This is a genomic window from Buttiauxella noackiae, from assembly GCF_000737905.1.
GTDB classification, from domain to species: domain Bacteria; phylum Pseudomonadota; class Gammaproteobacteria; order Enterobacterales; family Enterobacteriaceae; genus Buttiauxella; species Buttiauxella noackiae.
The window spans coordinates 1759990-1784689 of the sequence record NZ_JPRU01000001.1 but is presented as its reverse complement, the minus strand read 5'-3'; the positions used below and the strand labels follow the sequence as shown (position 1 = coordinate 1784689).

Annotated in this window: 8 protein-coding genes; 1 reads left to right on the top strand and 7 read right to left on the bottom strand. The window is 53.8% G+C overall.

What is annotated here, in order from left to right; translation table 11 throughout:
• Window positions 1-17: 17 nt before the first annotated feature.
• Window positions 18-1040 (bottom strand): ABC transporter permease subunit, encoded by a 1023-nt coding sequence (locus IX31_RS08060; RefSeq protein ID WP_051880616.1) that lies wholly within the window; start codon window positions 1038-1040, stop codon window positions 18-20.
• Entirely contained in the window at window positions 1030-2556 is a 1527-nt protein-coding gene (locus IX31_RS08055) for a sugar ABC transporter ATP-binding protein (protein ID WP_034456893.1), read from the bottom strand. The genes IX31_RS08060 and IX31_RS08055 overlap by 11 nt, the downstream gene beginning before the upstream one ends.
• Window positions 2557-2791: 235 nt before the next feature.
• On the opposite strand from IX31_RS08055, the gene IX31_RS08050 reads away from it, so the two are divergent.
• Window positions 2792-5356 carry an ATP-binding protein gene (locus tag IX31_RS08050; protein ID WP_034456892.1) on the top strand — a complete coding sequence of 855 codons (2565 nt, stop codon included), beginning with the start codon at window positions 2792-2794 and terminating at the stop codon, window positions 5354-5356.
• Between the two features lie 313 nt (window positions 5357-5669).
• Here IX31_RS08050 and IX31_RS08045 read toward each other — a convergent pair whose 3' ends face one another.
• The 5 genes from IX31_RS08045 to IX31_RS08025 are packed head-to-tail and all read right to left on the bottom strand — an operon-like array spanning window position 5670 to window position 24693.
• Window positions 5670-7775, bottom strand: a complete 2106-nt coding sequence (locus IX31_RS08045; protein ID WP_051880614.1) for a site-2 protease family protein — start codon at window positions 7773-7775, stop codon at window positions 5670-5672.
• Window positions 7772-9121 (bottom strand): efflux RND transporter periplasmic adaptor subunit, encoded by a 1350-nt coding sequence (locus IX31_RS08040; RefSeq protein ID WP_034456891.1) that lies wholly within the window; start codon window positions 9119-9121, stop codon window positions 7772-7774. The genes IX31_RS08045 and IX31_RS08040 overlap by 4 nt, the downstream gene beginning before the upstream one ends.
• Window positions 9121-10023: an efflux RND transporter periplasmic adaptor subunit gene (locus IX31_RS08035; RefSeq protein WP_051880611.1), complete on the bottom strand. Its 903-nt coding sequence runs from the start codon at window positions 10021-10023 to the stop codon at window positions 9121-9123. The genes IX31_RS08040 and IX31_RS08035 overlap by 1 nt, the downstream gene beginning before the upstream one ends.
• An 8-nt stretch (window positions 10024-10031) precedes the next feature.
• Complete coding sequence (locus tag IX31_RS08030) at window positions 10032-11939, bottom strand: TolC family protein (RefSeq protein ID WP_051880610.1); 1908 nt, start codon at window positions 11937-11939, stop codon at window positions 10032-10034.
• 25 nt (window positions 11940-11964) lie between these two features.
• The gene (locus IX31_RS08025; protein ID WP_034456890.1) at window positions 11965-24693 is read right to left on the bottom strand and encodes an Ig-like domain-containing protein; all 12729 of its coding nucleotides are present in this window, start codon (window positions 24691-24693) and stop codon (window positions 11965-11967) included.
• Window positions 24694-24700: the final 7 nt, after the last annotated feature.

The window sequence follows — 24700 nt, the reverse complement described above, 5'->3', positions numbered from 1 at the left end:
GTCATCCACCGTTTACGTTATGCACTTTGATGGTGACGGGTACGGTATTTGTCGATCAGCACCGCAATGATGATCACCGCACCCTTGATCACCAGTTGCCAGAAATACGAGACGCCCATCAGCGTCATGCCATTGTTGAGCGTGGCGATAATCAACGCGCCAACCAGCGTGCCGGTAATTGTGCCGATACCGCCGACGAAACTGGTGCCGCCAAGAATGACTGCTGCGATGGCATCAAGCTCATAACCCATCCCAAGGTTGCCGTTGGCGCTGTAGAGCCGCGAAGCACTCATCACGCCGCCAAGCCCGGAAAGCAAACCGCTCATGCCATACACGAACAGCAAGACCAGCCACACTTTGATACCTGTCAGGCGTGCAGCCTGCATATTGCCGCCAACCGCGTAGATATGAACGCCAAGCGTGGTGCGGCGCAGAATGAACCAGCAGACAACAATCACCGCCAGTGCAATAACGACCAACCACGGAATTGGGCCAAGATACGAGTTGCCTATCCATTCAAAATTGATATTGGAGTTAATCACCGTGGTGCCATCGGCCAGTAAATAGGCCGCGCCACGCAGCGCGGTATAAGTGCCAAGCGTGACGATAAACGGCGGTAGCCCGGCCCAGGCGACAAGCATGCCGTTAAACAGCCCAAGCCCGGTGCCCATCATCAGCGCTGCAGGGATCGACAGCGATTCCCAGCCTGGCATGAGCGAAACCACCATCGCGGTCACCGCTGTCGTGCCCAGAATCGAGCCCACGGAAAGGTCGATCCCACCGGTCAAAATAATGAAGGTCATCCCCGCGGCGAGAACGATATTGATCGACGATTGGCGGGCGATATTTAGCAGGTTAGACTCGGTAAAAAAGTTCGGTGTGATAAAGCCAAAAACGGCGACGATCAGGATCAAAATCGGCAAAATCCCAACGGTTTGCATCAAATCACCAAACAGTGCTTTTTTCAGCGAGGCGGATTTGGCGACTTGCTGGGGAGTTGTGTGCGCCAGTGGCGTTTCTTTGGGTTGATTAGTTGCCATGGTTAACCACCTTTTTGTGGGCATCTTCAACGCCGGTTGCCAGCGTCATAATGTTCTCTTGTGTGATATCAGCGGCGTGCAATTCCCCGGCAATACTGCCTTCGCGCATCACATACACCCGATCGCTCATGCCGACTACTTCGGGCAATTCGCTGGAGATCATCAGGATCGCCACGCCCTGTTTTGCCATCTGGCTCATGATCCGGTAGATCTCACTTTTTGCGCCGACATCCACACCGCGCGTTGGCTCATCAAGGATCAAAATACGTGGGCCGATCGCCACCCAGCGTGAGATCAACAGTTTTTGCTGGTTGCCGCCGGATAACCCGCCTGCGCGGACTTGTGCATGCGGCACGCGGATATTGAGCAGGCTGATAGCATCGTCAGAAATAGTCTGGGCTTTTTTACGATCCAGCCAGCCGTAGTGCGCATCGCGCTCAAGTGTTGCCATGGTGATGTTGTCTTGCGCGGCAAGTTCGAGGAATAAGCCCTGCTCTTTGCGGTTTTCAGTCAGGAATCCAATTCCGTGGCTAATTGCTTCGCGCGGGGAGTGAATCTTCACGGGTAGACCGTCGATTTCTATCGTGCCGCCGGTGGATTTACGCACGCCAAAAATCAGCTGCGCCAGCTCAGAACGTCCGGCACCGACTAGCCCCGCCAGGCCGACTATCTCACCAGATTTCACCTGCAGGCTGACCGGCTGCACTTTTGCGCCGTCCGTCAGGTGGTGAACATTCAGGCGTACCGTTCCCAGCGGAATATCGCGTTCTTTATTGAACAGATCGCTTAGCGGGCGGCCCACCATCATGCGCACCAGCTCGTTGGCATTGAGGTGTTCACGCGTCAGACTGCCGACGTATTGCCCGTCGCGCAGCACGCTCACGCGGTCAGAAAGCTCGTACACTTCCGCCATGCGGTGGCTAATATAGATAATTGCCATCCCTTCATCGCGCAGTCGCATAATCAGTTCGAACAGGCGGTGCGTTTCGCGTGAAGAAAGTGCGGCGGTAGGTTCATCCATCACTAAAATGCGGCTGTTGCGGTGCAGCGCGCGGGCGATTTCCACCTGTTGCTGTTCGGCAATGGTCAGGCGTGAGACTAAATCGCTGGCTTTAAACTGTGCGCCGAGGCGGTCGATAACCGTCTGGGCTTGCATCACCATCTCTTTGCGCTTGACTAAGCCACCGCGTGACAGCTCGCTGCCAAGGAAGATGTTTTCAGCGACGGTGAGATTCGGGGCGAGTTGCATCTCCTGGTAAATCAGTGTGATGCCTGCGTTTAATGCGTCTTTCGGCCCCTTGATACTCCAGGGTTCGCCGTTAATTAAGATCTCGCCGCTGGTGGCGGTATAGGCACCGGCGAGGATTTTCATCAGCGTGCTTTTACCCGCGCCGTTTTCCCCCATCAAGGCGTGGATTTCGCCAGGAAACACCGTTAAGTCGACACCTTTCAACGCATAAAACTTGCCGAATGACTTGGCAATATTGCGCATCTCCAGAATGGGAACGCTACTCATGGCGCGACTCCTGCGGGTAGGGTTTCGATTGCTGCCAGTCAATCACGCCCAGGTAAATGCAAAATGTCAGAAGCCGTTCATATTTGTCATATTGATGAATAGTTAATGGGGATCACATTACTGTGACGGATTGAGTCTGCGGATGCCGGATGGCGCTACGCTTATCCGACCAACGAACTGCATTTATAGGGGAGATTCGCGTAGCGACATCCACCAGAAATCACGGAGCCAAACCATGCCTGCACCCCGAACACCCTTTCTCACCAGCGCCCGTGGTCGCCTGCTCTCTTTTAATCTGCTGGTGGTGGCGGTGACATTGTTGGTCTGTGGCGTGGCGGTGTGGGGCTTTAATCACGCCAGCCGTTTGCAGGAACAGGTTCAGGGGCAGACGCTAAGTGATATGTCCGGCAGCATGGAATTGGCGCGGGATACTGCGAACGTGGCGACAGCTGCCGTGCGTCTCACGCAAGTGGTGGGTGCGCTGGAATACCAGAGTGAAGCGCAGCGTTTGCAGCAAACACAGCAGGCACTCCAGAACTCGCTTAACCACCTGGCGCATGCACCACTCGCCAGCCGTGAACCGGAATTGGTGAAGCGCATCACCGAGCGTAGTAATGAACTGGAAAGCAGCGTCACACGGATGTTGGAGTTGGGCCATCGCCGCCATCTGGAGCGTAATGCACTGCTGAGCGCGCTGTATCAAAACCAAAGTTACCTGCACCATATTCAGGATATTAATGCTCGCGACGGGCGTGTAACCCCGGAAGCACGATTGCTGACTGAAATGGACAGGCTGATTCTGATTGCCATTCAAACGCCTTCTCCGAAAGCCACCGTCGTGCAACTGACCGAGGTGATGACGCAACTTCCGGCACATGATGATTCGCCCTTAGTCGATGGGATATTGCAGGAGTTCACTGCGCATTTGCAGCAATTACTGCCACTTTCACAGCTGCTTGAAAACAGCGATTTAGGTATTTCCTGGTACATGTACCACATCAAAGCGCTGGTGGCGTTTTTGAACCAGGACATTAACCAGTACGTGCAAAAAGTGGCGCAAGAGTCACTTAGTCGCACCGAGCAAAGCCATAAAGAACTGCAATCGATGATTGCCTTTATCGGCCTGTTTGCCTTGCTGGCACTGGTGATTACCGGGTTTGCGGGTTGGTATATTTACCGCAATCTCGGCTCGAATTTGACGGCAATCTCCCACGCGATGACGCGGTTGGCGCGAGGCGAGCGCGATGTTAGCGTGCCTGCCTTACAGCGCCGTGATGAGCTGGGCGAACTGGCCAGGGCATTTAACGTCTTTGCGCGCAACACCGCCTCGCTGGAACACACTTCGAAACTTCTCAAAGAGAAGAGTACTCAGCTGGAAACCACCTTCCATGCGATGCGCGATGGTTTTGCCCTGTTTGATAACGACGGGATTTTAGTGGTGTGGAACCCGCAATACCCATTGCTGTTAGGGCTGGCTCCGGAACATCTGCAGCGCGGTCAGCATTACATGAGCCTGCTCAAACAGGTGACGCCGCTTCAGGAACATATTCTCGAAAACCTCTCGCGCCCGTTACCCAAACCGCAGGAGTTAAGGTTGGCAGATAACCGCACCATTGAGCTGCGTTTTAGCCCGGTACCGGGGCGCGGTATGGTGAACGTGGTACTTGAGCGCAGTGAGCGTAAAGCGCTGGAAGAGGCGCTGGTTCACAGCCAAAAAATGAAAGCGGTGGGGCAATTAACCGGCGGCCTCGCGCATGATTTTAATAACCTGCTGGCGGTGATTATTGGCAGCCTTGAGCTGACATCTTCAGATTCACCGGATGCCATACGTATTCAACGCGCCTTAAAGGCTGCCGAACGCGGGGCGCAACTGACTCAACGTTTACTGGCTTTTTCCCGCAAACAATCGCTGCATCCACACGCCGTTTCGATGAAAACGCTATTGGAAAACCTCGACCCGCTGATTCGCCATTCGCTCCCGGCAGCGCTTACGTTGGAAATTGAAGCGCAGCATCCGGCCTGGCCCGCATGGATTGACGTTAACCAGCTGGAGAACGCGATTATTAACCTGGTGATGAACGCCCGCGACGCAATGGAAGGGCAAAGCGGCACCATCAAAATCCGCACCTGGAACCAGCGCGTGGTGCGTTCGAGCGGGCGCAAGCAGGATATGGTGGCAGTGGAAGTTATCGACAGCGGTCATGGCATGTCGGCGGAAGTAAAAGCACAAGTATTTGAACCGTTCTTCACCACCAAACAGACGGGTAGCGGCAGCGGGTTGGGTCTGTCGATGGTGTATGGTTTTGTGCGCCAGTCCGGCGGGCGAGTGCAAATTGAAAGTGCGCCGGGGCAGGGAACATTAGTGCGTTTACAATTGCCGCGAGCACCTGCGCAGGCGGTGAGCGAAACGTTGCCCGAGCCGCTGGCAGTGAATTCTGATGAAGACCAACTGGTTCTGGTGCTTGAAGATGAACATGATGTACGCCAGACGTTGTGCGAGCAACTGCATCAGCTTGGCTATCTGACGCTTGAGACCAGTGATAGCCAGCAGGCAATACAATTGCTGAAAGATGTACCAGACATTCAGATTTTAATCAGTGATTTAATGCTACCGGGGCCAATGAGTGGCGCTGATGTGGTGCAGCATGCCCAGCAACATTATCCACACCTCACATGCCTGTTAATCAGTGGACAGGATTTACGCAGCAGCGGGCAGCAATTGCCGCAGGTAGAGCTGCTGCGTAAACCATTTAACCAACAAAAACTGGCGCAGGCTTTACGGCGAGCACGACATCAATAAAATTTTGTGTCAGGTTTGCAAATCAATGAAAAGGTCATCGTCAAACAATTGACTCCGAGTCCTGAAACAGACATTAATAGAAAGACCCCTTCCAGTATCCCAGGAGGAAGTGGGTGGGTTCAGGAATGCAACTTAGCCGCCTCATCATTGATATGCACCTCATTGATCATCCTGTAGCAAGGACTTAGCCCCTCTGCAAAGAGGGGCTGACTTTGGTGCAATTCTGGTGGATGACGCCTTCGGTTTATCGACCCTACAAAATCAAAAACGTAGCTCGGATAAGCGCAGCGTCATCCGACAATCAAGTCCAAAACTAACCATCTTTCCCCATACCCGTCTGCTGAATCAGCATCAATGACACGCTATTAAACCAGCGATGCGCGAGACTCTGGCGTTTACTCTCCACAGAAATATGCGCGAGATTTTCCCGGTTAAGGGCCGCAGCTTTTCCATCACCTTCAATTGATACGCGATACCAAACGCCCTGGGGACGCAAATCTTTAGCCTGCGCGGTTGGATTTAATTGCACCGGGCCGCCGTGATCTTTAGCCAGCAATAAAGATGGCAGGCGAGTGACGACATTGTGGTCGATAGAAACCACGCGCCCGATAAGTGGCTGCCACTCATCATTCTGATAAATTTTTGCCTGTGCTCCTACGCGTAAGCGCGCCAAATCTTCTTCACCCACCAGCGCTTTCACCCGCCAGCGATTGGCATTTACCAGCGTGGCAATGTGCGTAGAAGGGGAAACCCAGCTACCGGGTTGCAGTGAAATATCGCTATCTTCAATACGGCCACTTGAAGCCGCGACCAGCCTCAGACGCAGCAACTCATTGTTGCCAGCACTTTGCTGGAGCGAGTACTGGCGCGCCATTTGCTCTGCCAGAACCTGTTTTGCCGGGCCGTCTTTATCAAGCCCTAATGCACCACGCGCGCTGAACTCCCATGCGCGGCGCATCTCCTCAGCTTTTCGCTGCGAGGTTTCTGGAAGTGGTGCAATCAGCTCAAACAACGGCTGACCGGCTTTCACCTCCTGCCCATCGGTGACCAGAATCTTCTCGAGGCGCGCGCTGTACGGCGTATAAATCGGCTGTACAAAACCGGCTTCAATCACCCCCGGCAGATTCACTTTATTCGACCACGGCACAAAAATAACCAGTACCGCGGCGAGAGCAATCAGCAGCAATCTTCGGCGGTAGAAAGGCTGGCTTTCCGCGCGCCGTGCCCAACAGTGTTTGATTTCTCGGATCATCGGTTGCACCACAAAAGTCACGATTTCTATCAAGAACAGAATCACACCCAACGCCTTAAAAAAGGCGTGATAGATAACGACAGCAATACCGATAAACAGCAGCAGGCGATAAATCCAGGTGGCGAAGGCAAATACCGTCAAAAAACGGGCAAAGGCCGGGGTGACGTTATCGGGTTTTGGATCGTTGATGCCAAATAGATGCCAGCGCATCGCCCGCTTCGCCCAGTTTCCTGCGCGCTCGTGCAGCCCCGGAAAATCCAGCATGTCGCTCAGAATGTAATAGCCGTCAAAACGCATAAACGGGCTTGCGTTAACCACGACAGTCATAATCCAGGCGGTTGTCGCAAGGAAAAATAACGCGTTTTTGACGCTGCCTTCTGGTGCAAAAGACCACAGCAAGGTAGCCCATGCTGCCAGAACTAATTCAGAGGCAATCCCGGCGACGGCAATTTTTAAACGGTCGCGCGAACGGATGAGCTTCCAGCTTTCGCCGGTATCGGTGTAGGCCATCGGCAACATCACCAGCAGCGCAACCCCCATGTGGCCAACCCGCACACCGTGCCTGGTGGCGGTGAGTGCGTGGCCCATTTCATGCCAGCATTTGGAAAACACCAGTGCGATAGCAAACGCCACCGCGCCATGCCAGTTCACAGAGTTATGTAACGTGGCAACCACGGTGTCCCACTGGCGAGCGGCGAGCACAATGCCGGTAATCGCGACAAACACCGTTAACCATAGGAAGGTTTTGCTAAACAGCGGCTTTAACCATGGCAGGGCTTTGCGCAGGGCTTTTTCCGGGTGAACCAACGGAATGCGGATAAACAAATAGCTGTGTAACAACCACTTCCAGGCAGAGGATGCCGGGCGATAACGGGCGCTACGTAGCAACTGTTGTTGCTGTAAAAACAGTACAAAAGCTTTGATATCTTCTTCATCGACATTCAGCGTGGTTTGCTGATTAATTGCCTGCGCTATTTTCCCGGTATCTGCCAGTTGCCAGCGCTTAAGAATTTCAATTTCCAGCCAGCCAAGACGAAAAAAAAGATTGCGCACGGGATCGGCCAGATGCCAGGCCGGAGAGCCATCGCGGTTGGTACCTGCGCTGTTAAGTCGCAGTTCATCACGTAGCGCAGGCCACGCAGGGGCCGTTGCAGCACCGGGTATCACCACCCGCTCCCGGCACGTAAAGTGGCAATAGGGCGACGTAGCAATAAGTAACCAAGCATTGCCCAATCACCCGTTACGCGCGCCGTTCCCTGCAAGCCAATGCGCGCAACAGCAGGTTTCCCTTCCAGCGTACCGCGCAGCAGATAGCTGGCGACGCCGTTTGGTGCTTCCACCGTTTGATAACCCGCGTACCCCAGTTTTGCGTCCAGTGAATCAAGAGGGGCGACTTTCAAAAATATTTTCATCGGCGCGCCATGCTTCAGGTTGGTGGATTCACTTACCGGAGCCCAGGCGCGAACGCCAAGATTATCCGGGTCTGCCAGCAAGCCAATTCGCTCGCCCGTTTGCACCGGGCGACCCGCCCAGTCGTCCGGGTCAGAATAGACAAATACGCCGTTATCAGGGGCACGAATGGTCAGCTTTTCGAGGTCGCGTGTTATCGATTCAACTTCAACTTTCTTCTCGCGCCATTTGCCTTCAGCCATCGCCAGTTCTGACTTGGCCTGTTGGTCTTCAATCGCCTGTTGCGAAGCCTGATGCAAGGTGGTTTCAGCGGTTTCCAGTTCTGCCTGCGCCACCGCAAGGCGGTTATGCAGCGTGGTGTCATCGAGCGTTGCCAGCACCTGGCCTTTCACCACATCGCTGTTTGGCAGCACGACCATGCGCTTAATCACACCGGAGTCAGGAGCGGCAATCACTTCACTGTGTAGCGAGATTATTTCGGCAGGCACCAGTGTGTACTCACGCACCGGAATGCATAACACCAGTAACACCGCCAGCACGATATAGCCGAGACGACGCCCGGTATTGCGTTGCCAGAATTGTTTGAAACGCGATGGTCGTGCGGTTAAGGCCCACCATGCATAACCATACAACCCGCTTAGTTGCAGCAGGGTAAACTCCGGGGAAGTTGGTGCAAGCGTTGTTGGCCACGGGTCGTCACGGCCCAAAAACCATAGCGCGTGAATCTCTCCGTCGGCACCGGTTAATGGCAGTACCCAGACATTTGCGGGCAGCCATTCATTCCACTGTGGGGCGAGGCCCTCGCTAAGTTGCGCTGGTGAAAGTGCCAATACGCGGGCTTCTGGCGGCAGTGCCCGGCAATGCGGTGCAATCTCTTTTGCGACGTCAGAAAGCCATAAGGCATACGGTGTATTGTTGTCGGTATCACTAAGCCCTGAATGAGCAACCAGTTTTGCGCGGTTGGATGGGGAGAGGGACAACAACGCCGACTGGCGGTAATCCACCAGTTGACGCGTTTCATTACATATAGCGAAGCCTAACTCGGCGGAGTTGCTTATCGCTTCTACCCGGGCTGCTAGCTGGTAGAAGGCTGTACTGGACATCACGAATTTGCAGCTCCGCTTTTCAGGCAACGGTTTTCATCAGGTGGGCAGATAGCAACGGCTTGTCCGCTCATACCCGGCAACACGTCATCGGTTTTTTCCGGGAAGCGAGTTTCAATTTCGATAGTCTGGCTGACCGCATCGACTTTGCCGCTGATATTCGTCACGGTGAGCGGGTATTGCTTGCCGGTTTCACCTACCGAGGCATTTAGCTGCGAGCCAATTTTCAGCCACGCCACCCAGTTTGAAGGCACGTTTAAACGCGCGCGCAACGTACCGCTTCCGACCAGGTCAATCACAGGCGCACCCGCACCAATCCCCTGGCCTTCTTTGACATAGATTTTGGCTACGCGACCATTGAACGGTGCGATAAAGCGGCACTGCGCCAGTTGGGCATCAAAAATGCCGACCTGGCCTTTGGTACGGTTGACTTCAGAGGCGGCTAAACCCACTTCAAGTGCAGCAGCTGATTGTAAGCCCTGGAGTTTTGCTTTGGCTTCATAGCGCAGTTGGGCTGCGTGAAACTCCGCTTCGGCGGCATTTTTACGGGCCACTAAATCACTGCAATCCATACTCGCCAGCACTTTACCCTGGGGAACGGGGTCACCCAGTTGCACATTGATTTTCGCCATGCGTCCAGGTACCACGCTTGAGAGCGGGCTTTCGCGGTTGGCAAGTACCAGGAAGCGCACCGTGGTGCTGCCCTGTGCGGCAGGCTGTGTTGCAGGTGTTTCGGCCGCGAATGTCGGTGCGGATAACCAGGCCAGCGAGCAGATTAATCCGGCGATAAATTTTTGTCGGATGGCGCTGTGCTTATCCGACCTACGTAAACCATTAAGATTATTGAAATTGCAGGGTGGAGAAGCGTTAGCACCATCCACCATGGTTTTATTGTTATTCATACACAGCCTCATGGCGTCGCAGTCAGAACAGGGGGTGCCCCTGCAAGCCTTTGTAAATCAGTGGTAATGGATAATGTTGCTGCTTCGGCAAGCGCGCTGATGGAGCGTGTACTGGTTTCGTTTGGCAGATAGCTTGTGTACTGGCGAGTCAGCACTTCAGCACCGTCTGCATCCAACACACGCATTGTCCACACACCTTTGCGTGTGCCGTTGCTGGCACCAATGTTGAAGCCCATTTGCAAGGTGAGGCTTTTTGGTGACGGCTCAAGAGAGAGGTGGTTTGCTTCAATCACCCGGCCAATGGATTGCTGAACAGTGGAGCGTGAAACGCCAGATGGCAGGCGCGTGATCTGCACTGAAATCGGGTGTTTTTCCACGATGATTCCGGCAGTACGAGCAAATACGCTGCTCTCTTGTTGGCGCAAACTGGTGGCAATTTGTCGCGATAAGCTGGCAACATCGGTTTGATTAACCTGATCTGGTAGCAAATCGATACCCACAGAGTTCAGTACTCGGCCATAAGCGGCCTGCGCTTCGGCATACGATGAAGCTTCCTGGAAGCGTGAAACAATCGATCGTGCCTGAGTACGCAACGTTTCCAGGTCGCTGGTCAGTGAGTTATCTGAACCGGCGCGGGAGATACTCGCCAGGCGTTGGTCGACTAGGGCGGATTGTTCGGCAATCTGGAAGTCATAAGAGGCGAGCTTGTAGCGTTCGGTGGCGACACGAACCTGCGTCAGAACAGCCATACTCAGTGCCATGCGGCGTGCATCATCGGTCTGTGCGCGGGCATCGTTGGCGGTACTAATTGCCGGGATGCTCAGCAGCTTAAACAGGTTCATCGAGACACCGACGCCACCTTCAATCCAGTTGTTGTTGTAGAGATATTGGTTGGAGTCGTAATTCAACCCAGCGAACAGATTCAGACTCGGGAATAACGAGGCGATTTGGCGCTTGGTTTCATAACTGTCGATGCGTGTTTTGTAATCTTCCTCACGCAGTTCCGGGCGACGCTCCAGTGCCATTTGCTCAAGCTTATCAATGTTGGTCGGAGGCGGTGCCAGCGGCGTTGGTGTGTCTTGCAACACCAGCGGTGTGCCCGGCGGCAGGTTGATAAGCGCGGTCAGCTCACTTTTGGCCAATTCCATTTGTTGACGTTTCTGGTTCAGTAATGTCATGGCATCAAGCAGGGCGCGCTGATATTCCAGCCCTTCAATTGGCGGCAAGATCCCGGCCTGTTCTGCTTCACGGGTTTTATCCAGCGCCTGGGCAATTTGCTCAGCCAGCGGTTGGGTTTCATCGAGCAAACGTTGCGCGCCTAAGGCACGCCAGTAGGCATCACGCACTTCCTGGACAATGTTTTGCAGCACTTTACGGCGGCGTTCTTCGGCAATATTGACTTCATCGGCCTGTTGTTTGGCGCGGTAATAACTCATACCGAAGTCGAGCAGATCCCAGGAAAATGTTGCGCTGGAAATATAATGTTCGCGTTCTTCTGACGTGGAAGGGCGCAAGCTGACGAGCCCGTCATCAATACCGACACTGGTGCCGCCTGAATCGTTGTCACGCCAGCGATAACCCGCATCAGCCATCAGTTTTGGCAGCATGTCTTGTTGTGAGACATCCAACAAACTGCGCGACAACGCGGTTTCCATCATTTTCAGACGGTAGTCGAGGTTATATTTCAGCGCTCGTGCCATGGCATCGGATAGCGTCATCGGGCCGCTCAGGGATTCCTGGCCACGGTACATTTCTGCCCGGTCACGATTAACTCGCGCGGTTATCTCATCCTGAGTTAGCGGTTCCGGTTTAATGGTGCCACAGCCCGCCAGGATCAGTACCGCAATCAACCCAGCAATAGGTTTGACTAACGGCACGCCACGTTTTTTATATTGTGCCACCACATATGCGTTCATTATTTTTTCCATCTTAAACAGCCAGTTACCGGCGAGTGATTGTCGGGACTGTAATGAGCTTTCCAGACGCCAAAGTTTGTTTTTCCAAAGCAGCAAGCTGCATGGATAAAGGTTGTGCTCCCGATGCGATAACTGTCGGTTGTTCAACCTGCGTCGCTTCCTGCGTGACCAACGTTTGAGCAAATGAGCTGCGCTCATCGGCTTGTCCAATACCAAACGGGCCAAATGAGTTTCCAAGCGAATTCTGCCCAAGGGCGTTATTTTCTAAGCCAGGTAAAGTGCGTTGCTCACGGCTGTCGCTGTACCAGCGGGAGAACAGAACTGCCTGCTGCATAACTGGCGCATTCGCATGCTCTATCCCATAGCCATAGGCTGCAAACTGGCTGTTAAGCCGGGCCTGAAGGCCAATAGCATCACTTTGTAAATCATAGACGAGCGGCAGAATAAACAAGCCCGGTTCGTAACTTTGGCTGTAAGTGGTCAGTGTCTCTTCTTCTTCAGGACCAAATATCTGGTCGCCATTGCGGTCGTCGACATTTGGCATCGCCGTGACGCCGTGAATCAAAATGGTGAGACGTGCTTCGCTGACGTCGCCATCGCTGTCGGTGATGGTGTAAACAAACACCTCAGTAAGAGTGGCGTTCGCTTCAAGTGCTGCCACACGAGGGTCGCTTCTGTTGACTTCGTAGCGCCAGTTGCCCTTGCTATCGAGGGTTAGCGTGCCGTATTGCCCGCCGCTCGAGCCACCAATGGTGCCTGCGCTACCCGTATTTTCCGATACGACACCCGTGACAGGGCCGTTATTCGCCGCACCATCTGCACCGATGCGATCATCGTTAAACAGGTTGCCGCTGGCCGACTCCTGGTTCTGATCCTGTAAGATTTCCGCACTGTCATCAGTGGCGGTCGGGTTGTCGTTGAAAACGGTAATACGTAGCTGCCCGATAGTGGTGCCGTTCACCTGAACTGCGTAGTCGTTGTGCGTACTGACCTGCCCCGGCTGCGACACCGCTTCACGTAACGTGAAGTTGTAGTCGAGACGCGCAACACCGTCTGCGCTGCTGTAGTACGCCAGCAACTTGATGGTGCCAGTCTCGGTTTCGATAGTAATTGGCGAGAGAGGGTTCAGTCGCAGAAGCTGCTCTGCGGTGATGACGCGTCCCTGGAAGGTGAGCGTTTGCAGCCTTTCGAGCGACAGAATATCCAGCGTGCCGTTAACCTCCTGAGCGCCAGGATCAAGCGGCGTCAGGCCAGATTCTTTCACCGAAATTTCCACCGATGGCGCAACCAGAATGCGCAGCGTGCCGTTAGTTTCGCCGCCTTCGTTGCTGTCGCTCACCGTGTAGGTCACCGGAGGCACAAAACCACGCCAGCTGGCGAGTGGGGTAAAGCGATAGCTGCCGTCTCTCAGAACCGTCAGGCTACCAACACCTGCCAGTACGGCCGTTTCGCCCGCGCCGTAACTTTTGCCGCCAACCTGGAAACCAGACAGATGAATTGGGTCACCGTTCGGGTCGCTATCGTTGGTTAACACGTTGCCAGAAACAGGCTCACCTTGCGGAGTGATGATCCCTTCCGGATTAACCACCGGCGCGTCGTTGGTGACAAACACAGTTACGGTCGAGGTTTCAGTGACCCCGCCGCTGGTTACGGTGTAGGTATAAGTATCGGTGCCGACAAAACCGCTGCGCGGGGTGTAGATTATCTGGCCGTTTTGCAGGGTGGCGGTGCCATTTGTTCCGTTGGTCACTGCGGTGATAGTGGCATCAGGGTTGCTGAAGCTATCGTTGGCTAATACGTCGGTCGTTACCGCATTACCTGCGTGAGTCGTGGTTCTATCTGGCGCGATATCAACTACAGGCGAAACAATAATATTCAGTGTGCTGGTGGTATTTCCGCCAATCAGCGCATCGTTAACCGTATAGGTGATGGTCGGTACTCTGCCGTTCCAGTCGGCCACCGGAGTCAGCGTGTAGCTGCCGTCAGCGCGCAGCGTGAACTCACCCACGCCTGCGATAATCACCGGATATCCTGCCGGAGCGGTTTGCCCATCGACATTAAATTGCGTGATGGTCAGCGGATCGCCGTCAGGATCGGCATCGTTCAACAGTACATTACCGGTGACGACATTATCTTCCGGTGTGATGTTGATATCAGGCCGTGTAATCGGCAGGGTGTTTTCCACGGTGACGCTGACCGTGGCTGTTTCCTGAATACCGCCGCTCAGTACCGTGTAGGTGTAGCTGTCTGTTCCGACATAACCCACGTTTGGTTTGTAGATTATTTTGCCATTTTCGATAGTGACCGTACCGTGGCTGCCCTGAGTCACGGTCTGGATAATTTTATCGCCGTTGGTGAAGGTGTCGTTGGCGAACACATCGGTGGTGACAGAACTGTTGCCATGGACCGAAATGTTATCGTTAAAGGCGTCCTGTACTGGGGTAATGGTGATACTCAGTGCCGCGCTGGAAACACCACCGGTGTTGCCATCGCTGATTTGGTAAGTCACTACCGGTAAGGTGCCGTTCCAGTCCGCAACCGGCACGAAATTCCAGCGGCCATCGGCTTGCATGGTTAATACACCCATCCCGGTGAGAGTGAGCGCAGTGCCTGGCGTATAGAGTGTGCCGTTGACGGTAAATCCGGTGACGGTGAGGGCATTTTTATCTGCATCATCCGCATCGGTATCATTAGCCAGCACATTGCCGGAGGCGGTGCTGTCTTCAGGCGTGGTGCTGGTGTCCGGGTTCGCCACAGGTGGCGTGTTGGTCATATCCACTATTACGGTGGCTGTTTCGTTTCTGCCACCGCTTGTCACGGTATAGGTAAAGCTGTCGCGGCCAACATAACCAGCAACAGGGGTATAAACCACTTTACCGTTAACGATAGTGGTGGTGCCAAAGGCGCCGTCGCTGGTGGCAGTAATCTGTCTGCCACTGTTTTCGAAATTATCGTTAGCCAGAACGTCGATGGTTACTCGCACCCCGGCATGAGTGGAGCTCGAATCGCCAACAATGTCTGCGACTTCAGTCAATACAAGTGTCAGCGTGCTGCTGGCGGTGCCGCCGATATGACCGTCGCTGATGTTATAAGTCACTACGGGTACTGACCCGTTCCAGTCCGCGACCGGTACAAATTTATAGCTGCCGTCGGCATTAAGCGTAAGAGTGCCGATTCCGGTGATGGTCACCGTTTCCCCGGCCAGATGCGGCACCGTTTCACCCGGTAAGGTAAAGCTTGTGACGCTAAGAGTGTCGGTGGCGTTACTGTCGGTGTCGTTGCTTAATACGTTACCGATAAGGGTCGTGTCTTCAACGTTGGTCTGCGTGTCGGGAGTCGCGACCGGTACAGTGTTCGTTACCGTCACGTTTACGGTGGCGATTTCCGTTCTGCCGCCACTGGTGACGGTGTAGGTGTAGGAATCTGTTCCGACATAATCTGGCTGTGGCGTGTAGGTCACAATGCCATTGCTGCCGATAACGACGGTGCCGTGGGTTCCCTGAGTGACTTCGGTAATCGCTTTGTCACCATTCTCGAAGCTGTCGTTAGCGAACAGATTGTCCGAAGAAGACGTGCCCGCCTGAAGCGAGATGTTGTCATCAGCGATATCCACGACAGGGTTCACGATAATATTCACCTTGCCGGAAACCTGGGTGTCGCCGTTGTCATCGGTTACGACATAAGTTATCTGCGGAACGTTGCCGTTCCAGTCAGCGACAGGGGTGAAGGTGTAACTACGATCATAAGAGAGTGTAAATGTGCCGACGCCCGGAATCACGGCGGTGGCCGTGCCGAATCGGTTTATCGCGAACACACTATTAATGCCATCAACCTGGAAGGAGGTCACGCGCACTACATCGAAATCCGGGTCACTTACTGTCAGTCTGCCGCTAAGTTGTGCGCCATCTTCATTCATCGACAGGTTCATATCGGTGGCGACAGGAGCGGCATTTGTGACGATGACTGTTACCGTACTGGTTTCGGTAATGCCGCCGCTAGTAACGGTATAAGTAAATTTATCGGTGCCCACAAATCCTGGCGGTGGGGAGTAGCGAATCGTGTTATCAGACAGCACAAATACTTGCCCAAGCGTGGTGTTGTCACGAATGGCTGTGACGGTCTGGGTATCATTGATGAAGGTATCGTTACCCAGCACATTTATGGTGACCGCGTTATCCGCATGGGTGGTCGCGGTATCTGGGGCAATATCCACCACTGACCGGACTTGTATAACCAGGGTACTGATCGCCTGGCCGCCGTTGTTGCCATCGCTGACGGTGAAGGAAATCGGTGGCACGATGCCATTCCAGTCCGCCACCGGTTCAAAGCTGTAAGACCCGTTACTGTTGATGGTCAGCGTCCCTTTCCCTGCAATGACCACTGGGACTGCCGGGGTTCCTACCGTATACGTCGTGCCATCAACAGTGAAATCCGTCACTGTTATTGTGTCGTTATCGCCATCTCTTGCTGTGATAAGCAGATTGCCATCCAGCCGGGTATCTTCGGCAGTGCTGTCTGCCGTGCTGCGCAACACAGGCACGATATTGTTCATGGTGACGGTGATCGTAGCGGTTTCTGGACGGTTGCCACTGATAACGGTGTAATCAAATACATCATCACCGACATAACCGGCATTAGGCGTGTAGATCAGCGTTTTGCGGTCGGCACTGATGGTTACCGTGCCGTGTGCAGGGGCGGTGACGTTAGTTATGATTTTGTCAGGGTTGCTGAAATTGTCATTGATAAAGGGATCAATGGTTATCGGCTTGCCCGCATGGGTGGAGGCAGAATCGTCGGCGATATCGACGATAGGACGCACGGTGATATCCAGCGAGCTTTGTGTTGGTGAGCCACCGGTGTTATCGGAAACGTTAAATGTGATGGTCGGGACGATACCGTTCCAGTCACGAACAGGTGTAAAGGTATAGCTGCCGTTGGGATTGAGAATGAAAGTCCCACTCCCGGCAATCGTCACCGTGTCGCCCGCCGGATGGTTCTCAGCCGAGCCTTCAATCTGGAAGTCGACCACATGTAGCGGGTCACCGTCCGGATCGCTTAGCAAACGTAAAACATCACCGCTAACTGGGGTATCTTCGTCTGTTACAGCAAACTGGTTGCTGGCGGTTGGCGGCGTGTTAGTCATAAAGATAAACACGTTCGCGGTTTCCGTTATCCCGCCGCTGGTCACCGTGTAGGTGTATTTATCACTACCAATAAAACCGGGGTTCGGGGTGTAAATCAGGGTGTTATTCGGCCCCTGAGTAACTACGCCATTTTCCGGTTGGGTAAAGCTTGTGACGGTTCTGTCCGGGTTTACGAACGTGTCGTTTGCCATCACGTCAGTGGTGATAACGGTACCGGTATGCTCGATTTCGATATTATCGTGTGCATCAACAACCGAGGCCACATGCACGCCTAACTGGCCGGGGGTATCACCATTGCTGTTGCCATCGGTAACCACATAGCTTACGGCGATATCACCATGCCAGTCGTCGCCAGGCTTGTAGGTATAAGTCCCGTTGGCATTCATGGTCAGCGTACCGTGGTTATTCGCAAGTGTTGCCGTCTCACCCGCATTGTACGTTGTCCCATCAATAGTGAAGGATTTCACCGTGAGCGTGTCGCCATCGGGATCGCTATCGTTGGTTAATACGTTGCCCGTGGCTGTGGTGTCCTCATCAATGGTCTGGATTTCGTTGTCCACAACTGGCGCAAGGTTGGTGACGTTTATGGTCACCTTCGCGGTTTCCTCCACACCACCACTTACGACGGTGTAGATATAACTGTCAGTGCCCACAAAACCAGGGTTTGGCGTGTAGGTCAGCACGCCATTAACATACGACAGCGTGCCGTTTGTCGGTGCTGACACCGTCGTGACGGTTTTATCCGCATTGGAGAATGAGTCGTTAAGCAGCAGGTCAGAACCCGGCATCACCAACGGCACGTTGGAGTGAGTGGAGAAAGTGTCATCACGTGCATCAGCTACCGCGGTGATAGTGACCGAAAGAGTGGCGGTATTCGACCAGTGCGAAGTCGGGTTGTTGTCATTGGCAAAGTCGAAGAAATTCACCCGCCCGTTAGACACACCCGATAGGGCTGGATCAGTGGTATCTGAGGCGCGTAATTGCAAGCCCCCGGTCACAGTCCCGTTGTAATCTGGCAGGGGAACAAATCGCATCTGCGTGTTGCTTGCCAGTACAAAGGCATTACTTTCACTGACATCAGACGGAATTGTCGCCCACGTTGTGCCATTGAAGTATTCCCAGTGGCCCTTGCTGGCATCGGTGGTGTCGCCGTAAATTGCGATATAACCCAGAGGGCTGCTGGCGTTGCCGCCACCTGCGATGGCACTCTGGTTATCGGTGGCATCACTGTAAACGGACTGGAATATGTTCCCGATAGTTTGCGTACCGTTAGTATCTTCAGCGATGGTAATTGTTTTATCACCAAGCGTAGGGCGGTCATTAATGTTGGTGACCACGGTGCTGAGCGTGACGAGCGCTTCACTGTAAATAGAGGTGCCGCCGTGCCCGCCAGCGCCGCTGATATTTGTTACCGCACCATTGGCCGGAACCACGGGCGTAGTGGAAACATCGCCATTATTGTTGGTTTCGACCAGGCGCACGCCAAGCGTTGAAGGGGTACCAAAATAATCTGGAGCCGGGACAAAGCGCAGCAATGAAGTTGCGGTGAGTACCAGCGCATTGCTGTCGCTGCGGTTGCCGACCGCCAGCCAGTTGGTGCCATCGAGTGAATACTGCCACTCACCCTGCGCGGCATTCGTCGTGTGGTTGGTAATCGCGACGCCATAAAATGCATCGGCGCTGCTGCCACCCGTTCCACCATTTGCGCTGTTATTAATGGTGTCACGATCGTCATTGAAGAAACCGGTAAACAGCTCGCCCACGGTTTTGCCCGTCACTGAACCGCTTAGCGTGTCTTCTTCAAGCGTCGGAATGCTGACAGTTGGCGTACCGACCACCACTGGCGCATCATTTACCGCATTGACCGTGAAGGTAAATGCACGTGTGGTAATGAGCGCCGATGAAGTGCCACCCACACCATCCTCGTAGGAAACTTGCCCCGGGTCTTGTTGCGGGTTGTTAGCACCGATGGGGAGCGTGTCAGGGCGTGAGCCCGAGTTGCCACCATCGTTAACCGTCACCGTCACACCGAAACTGCCGTTCCAGTCAGAACGGTTCGCACTGCCGGGTGCATCAGGCAGCGTAACTCGCAGGGCCGCCAGATAAGTATTCACCTGGGCGTAGGAGCCGGTAAACGTGAGCGTGTCGGTACCCGTACCCGTAAATGAGCCGCCGCTGCCTGTTGGGGCAACAAAGACAAAGCCATTAGGTAATTTGACGGTGACCGTCATGGTCTGGCCACCGGCATCCGTATCACTGATAGTAATCGGCGGGAGTGTCACGGTGGCGTTGTTTTCATTGGTGCTCAGCGCCGGGTTGCCGCCCAGCACAATCTGCGCCGGGTCGTTAATACTGCTCTGGAACACGGTGCGGTAAGTTGATGCGACGTTTTGCTCAAGCCCGGCAGGAATAGCCGCGTAAGGGCTGATAACCGTGTTGAGTGGAAGTGCGGTTCCTACACCATTTGCTGAAACGTTATTGCCACCGTTGGCACCGCTAGTGAGGTTGCCGTTCGCATCGCGTACCCGGTCGTCAACAATCACTTCGACGCGGTAATACTGGTCTGCATCATCGAGGATTGCGCCGCGCATACTGACTTGCAATTGCGCGAGGTAGGCGTTGATTTGCGCGACTGTACCGGTGATAACCAACGGAGCATTCTGCCCATTGGATGGCGGGTTAACACCATCCGGGCTGCCGGTTTGGACTATCACACCGGAAGTGGTGTTTAGCGAAGAAATATTGATCGCGGAGTTTTGCTGATCGCGATATTGCAATACTGACAATGGGTTACCATTGGCATCGGTGATTCGCACCGTGACCTGCACAATGTCTTTTTCACCCGTCGCAACACCGCCTGCATCTGAAATGTCAGGATCACCAATCACAAAACCACTAACGTTGTTGCCTCCCGGGGCATTGTTGTCGAGCAACAATATATCGGTAGGCCCAGTGACGGTTGGCGGATCGTTCACCGGGATAATGGTTAATGCGATTTGTACATCGGGAGGTGCCACACCTGAAGTATCCCCGACGGTAGCCGTTGACGTGTCCAGATGTACATTGAGCGTCACATCGCCTGCCGCCGCACCGTTTTGGTCGTGGTTAGCATTGTTGGCACTTTGGTAAGTCAATCCATTTGCCGGGTTATTAATCAACGCCTGAATGGCGTCGGCAGTACCGGTAAGAATGAGCGTTCCTGAGTTATCGCCCTGGATTGTAACGCCGTTAATCTCGGTGTTACTGTCATTGGTTAAGCCGCCAATCCCCAGTTGCCCTTGTGCGACGGTTAACGTCACGGTAACCGGCTTACCGAAGGCCGTTGATTCCACGTCGGTAATAACAAAATCGCCGCCAATAAACGTCGGCTGATCTTCAAAAGTCGACTTATTTGGATTGCCCACGACCAGATGCCCAGGGTCGTTCACTGACGAGGCGTTTATCACGACCTGGTTGGCCGAGATATTGCCGTTCGTCACCGGAACAGCATTCTGATACCAGTTGTAATTTTGGTTATCGACTATGCCAGGCGATGTTCCAAACGCCGGATTAGCGGGTTGGTTAACTGGCCCGCCGTTCGCTTCACCGGTTAACTGACCATCAGCCGTCCGCAGGCGGTCGTCGGTAATGACTTGAACCTGGTAAACTGCGTTGCGATCGTTCGGGAAACGCACGGTTAAACCGGTAAGGGCGCTATTTATTTGTGCAACGGTGCCGGTCAGTACCAGATAGCCATTTGTCCCGCCCGTTATCGTCGCACCGCTTGTGGTATTCGCACTGAGCCTGATGTCGTTATATTCGGCCTGGCTGAAGGGGCTACCATCGCTGTGCAGCAAGCGTACTGTGGTTTGTAGGATGTTAACCGAGCTGTTTGTGCCCGTAATATCCGGGTCGGCGACCGTAAAACCTTTCACGGCCTGAGAAATTCCAATATCAATCGGCCCGGAAGGTGCTGTGACGGTAGGTTTGTCGTTGGTTGGCGTGATATTAATGGCAAAGTGGTTGTTGGCTTGTTCTTTGTCACCATCAGACAGCGTGAAATTGAAACCGTCGGCATTCAGGCCGTTACCGGTCACTTCATCGCCGTTATTCAGGTAATAGATACGACCATTGTTAATGTCAGCCTGCGTGAAGGTTGAACCATTGCCGAGGACGCTAAAGTTAACACCATCGGTTGAGTACGCGAGACGGCCATGAGTTGGCGTTGTGGTGACGGTAAATTGCACCTGCTCGGGCGTGCTGTCCGGGTCATAAGCCTGAAGTTGTGAGCTATTAATTTGAACATAGCCTCCTTCGACCACGTTCGCCGGGTTGTTAGCCGGAGGCCGGGCTTCAACTCCACCCACAAGGTTTGGCGAATCTGGAGGCACAACGATATCTGGGCTATCCGGCGTCTGCGGGATTTTCGGGCCATCGTTCACGTTAGTGATGGTAATGCCCACGGTGGCATTGTTGGCCGACTGCAAACCCCAGCGGTCCACCGCATAAGTCGTAAAGCTGGTGCTGCGGACTTCAGAACCGTTGCTGACAAAACGCAGGCCACTGGTTCCATCTCCCTTTAAAATGCTGGCATCAAGCTGCAATGTGCCGATATCTGCATTAGTGATGGTGACCCAACTGGTGCCATTATAATATTGCAGCGCACCGCCAGTAGGCAGCGTCAGGAAGCCAAATTTGAGTGCGCCCGCTCCGCTGACATCATTATTGTAGGCGTAGTTATTGCTGTTATCGGGTCGTAGAAGTTCTCCTTCCCACGACGAGCCGCTATTCGCATCATCCGGGTCGCTCAACTGCAACTGCGAGTTGGTGATAACAACCGTTTCACCTTCAGCTAAAACCGTGTTTGAAGAACCGGCAATCACAGGCGCATCGTTAATCGGGGTGACGAACACGTTCATTATCGGGTTCCAGGTCACCGCAACCGGATTGCCTCGTGCATCTAAGGTCACCTGGCCCGCAGAAACCGAGAAGCTGCCGTCGAACATGAAGTTTTCACCGCCGTCGTGACGAACGCTGATTAACCCCTGGTTCAAATCGGCCTGCGTAAAGGTGCCGAATGCGTTGATAACCCGATAACCTCCCTGACCATCACTTTTCAGGATAGTCAGGCCCGTTTGCCCAGAGGCGCTGCCAAGGAAGGTATAAACGATTTGCTCAGGCGTGGCGCCTTGCACCACGTAACTCAGTCCTGGCGTGCTGTCGGTGATTTTCCCGGTGCCTGAAAGAGTTAATGTTCCCCCCTCGAGAAGCACGCCATGAGGTGCGCTGTTAGGGTTATTTATGTCTGTGCCGATATACCCGGAGTTTGTGGTGGTAGCCGGAACATTTAACACCGGCAGGCCGCTTGGGTCAGGGTTATTTGGATTATCGGTGACGGCCAGGCCAATGGTGAACTGAATATGGGTGAGCTGATCACTGGCATTCCCGCCATCCCATATCCCACCCTGACGCGTGAACGTTGTGCCATCCGGGTTCCAGCGCAACGCGGTGGAGTGGTCGATGACGCGGAAATTAAACACATCTATTCCACCGACGTTGGAAGCCAGGTATTGGGTGTAAACCACCCGGCCTTCGGCGATATCCTCCATCGTAAAGGTGTCGCCGCTTTTCATCAGTAGACCGTTCAGGGTCAGATAACCGTGTGTTAACCCCTGGGCATCAACGATAAAGCTCACGCGGTCAGCCGATGAGTCGCTATCAATGGCTGCCAACATTTCTGGTTGCAGCACGACGTTATTCGGGCCTGTTGTGACTTGCGCATGCAATGTCGAATCTGGATTGAGGTACGGGTCATCATCAACGGGCTGAATCGTCAGTGCAATTATCGCATCGCTACTGGCAGGAACGCCTGTACCGCCGCCCTGGTCAGTAACACGCACGCCAAAATTATCCTGCGTAATGCCTTCTGAACCGTCGTTTTCATAGGTCAATTGATTACGATCGGCATATCTAATCTGCTGGTCTATAACGACGGGCAAACCATTAAAATAGAGTGTGCCGTGGGTTGGCAGCGAAGTAATGGTTAGGGTGAGATCGGTATCCTGTGTATCGCCTCCGCTGCCCGCCACAATGTACTGCCCAACATTCCCGGTATTAACGGCGTTTTCTGGCTGGCCTTCAAAGACAATACCGCCACCCGAAATAGTTGGCAGTTGGTTTTCTGGCGCAATCTGAAGTGTGACCGTGACGGAGTCGGAAAGATTAATTGGCGTAGCACCGTCATTCACATTGGCAGAAAAACTGTCGGCGGTATTCTGCGAAGTGCCCGTTGCGGTATGGACATATTTCAGAGCGTTATTCTGCACATCCTGCTGGGTAAAGACCGAGCCAATACCCAGCCGCGTGCCGTTTAGCGTCAGATAACCGTACTGCGGCATCGCCGTCAGGCTGTAGACAATTTGCGAGGCGCTTTGCGCACCGGCTGCAACATCAGGGTCGATAGCGGTCAGTGTCTGATCGTTAATCACAGTGCCGGAGCCGTTCTTTTCCGGCACGATTACGGTTTTGTTTGGAACTGTTACCGGATCGTTTGATGGGGTAATGGTGACATGCGTGACCAGGCTGTCGTTGCCGGACAGGCTTAAGATATAAAACTGCACATCCGTGGAGGCGGACTGTTTGCCCAGTTCAGTATCACTTGCAGTAAATTTAAGTGAGTTTAACCAGGCTTGTGCATCTGCTACTGAACCCACGAATTCGAGTGTCTTCCCGGATTGAGTACCATTGACTAAATCGCCTACGGCACCGTTGGTCAACGTCACGCTGATCGCAACATTTGCATCACTGGCATTAATCGTTATGCCACTAAAACTGCCGGTTTCAGCACCTGGGTGTAGAGAGCTTGGTTCAGAAACCACCATATCCGGTTTGGTGGTGGTGAGTTCAGGTGCTTGCAGCACACCGTCGTAAGCCAGTTCCAGCGAACGTGTTTCGATGACGCCAGTATGGGATTCAAGTGTCCAGTCAGCCGCTTTTGCCGCGCTACCTGTTTCGTCATTCGAAGCCGCAATGTCCGCATGGGTATAGTCCGCCATACGGCTAATCAGAATGGTGTCTTTAGCCGTAACATTGCAGCCATACAGCAAAATATCACCGTCTGTGGTCAGCTTTTCGCCAAGGGTTTCTAATTGCTGCTGATATTGAGTAATCGTTTTGTCATTAAGTTTGTCGCTACCGAGTGTTATCTCATCGCTGGCGCCATGGCTGATGATATGAATTGCCGTGATATTTTTATCGTTTTTTAGCGCTTCATTAATCTGCTCAAGCCCGGAGTGCTGAGAGTCCAGTACCAACACGCGGCTGCCTTCAGGCAACTGACTGACCAGAGATTGCCAGTTCTGGACATGGCTATCGACGACATAAACTTCATGCGGCGCAGTTGCGTCTGCAGGGGCTGGTGCTGTTATTGATGCTGGTGCAGGCGCCGATGGAGGCGGGACAAAAACCGCTTTCGATGCGTCCGGTGCGTTATCGTGGTGTTGGGTATCAAGCGGGTTATCCGCATGATGAGCGGCTTCAACGACGGCTGCGCCATCGAACAACTGCCGAGGCTCCAGAGCGAAACGATGATGGCGTGGACGGGTTGGATTGTCGTTTCTTTGTCTGGACATAGCGCAT

Excerpts from the sequence above, each read along its gene's own strand:
- IX31_RS08060 (WP_051880616.1), bottom strand. The coding sequence starts at position 1,040 with ATGGCAACTAATCAACCCAAAGAAACGCCACTGGCGCACACAACTCCC.
- IX31_RS08055 (WP_034456893.1), bottom strand. The coding sequence starts at position 2,556 with ATGAGTAGCGTTCCCATTCTGGAGATGCGCAATATTGCCAAGTCATTC.
- IX31_RS08050 (WP_034456892.1), top strand. The coding sequence starts at position 2,792 with ATGCCTGCACCCCGAACACCCTTTCTCACCAGCGCCCGTGGTCGCCTG.
- IX31_RS08040 (WP_034456891.1), bottom strand. The coding sequence starts at position 9,121 with ATGTCCAGTACAGCCTTCTACCAGCTAGCAGCCCGGGTAGAAGCGATA.
- IX31_RS08035 (WP_051880611.1), bottom strand. The coding sequence starts at position 10,023 with ATGAATAACAATAAAACCATGGTGGATGGTGCTAACGCTTCTCCACCC.
- IX31_RS08030 (WP_051880610.1), bottom strand. The coding sequence starts at position 11,939 with ATGAACGCATATGTGGTGGCACAATATAAAAAACGTGGCGTGCCGTTA.
- IX31_RS08025 (WP_034456890.1), bottom strand. The coding sequence starts at position 24,693 with ATGTCCAGACAAAGAAACGACAATCCAACCCGTCCACGCCATCATCGT.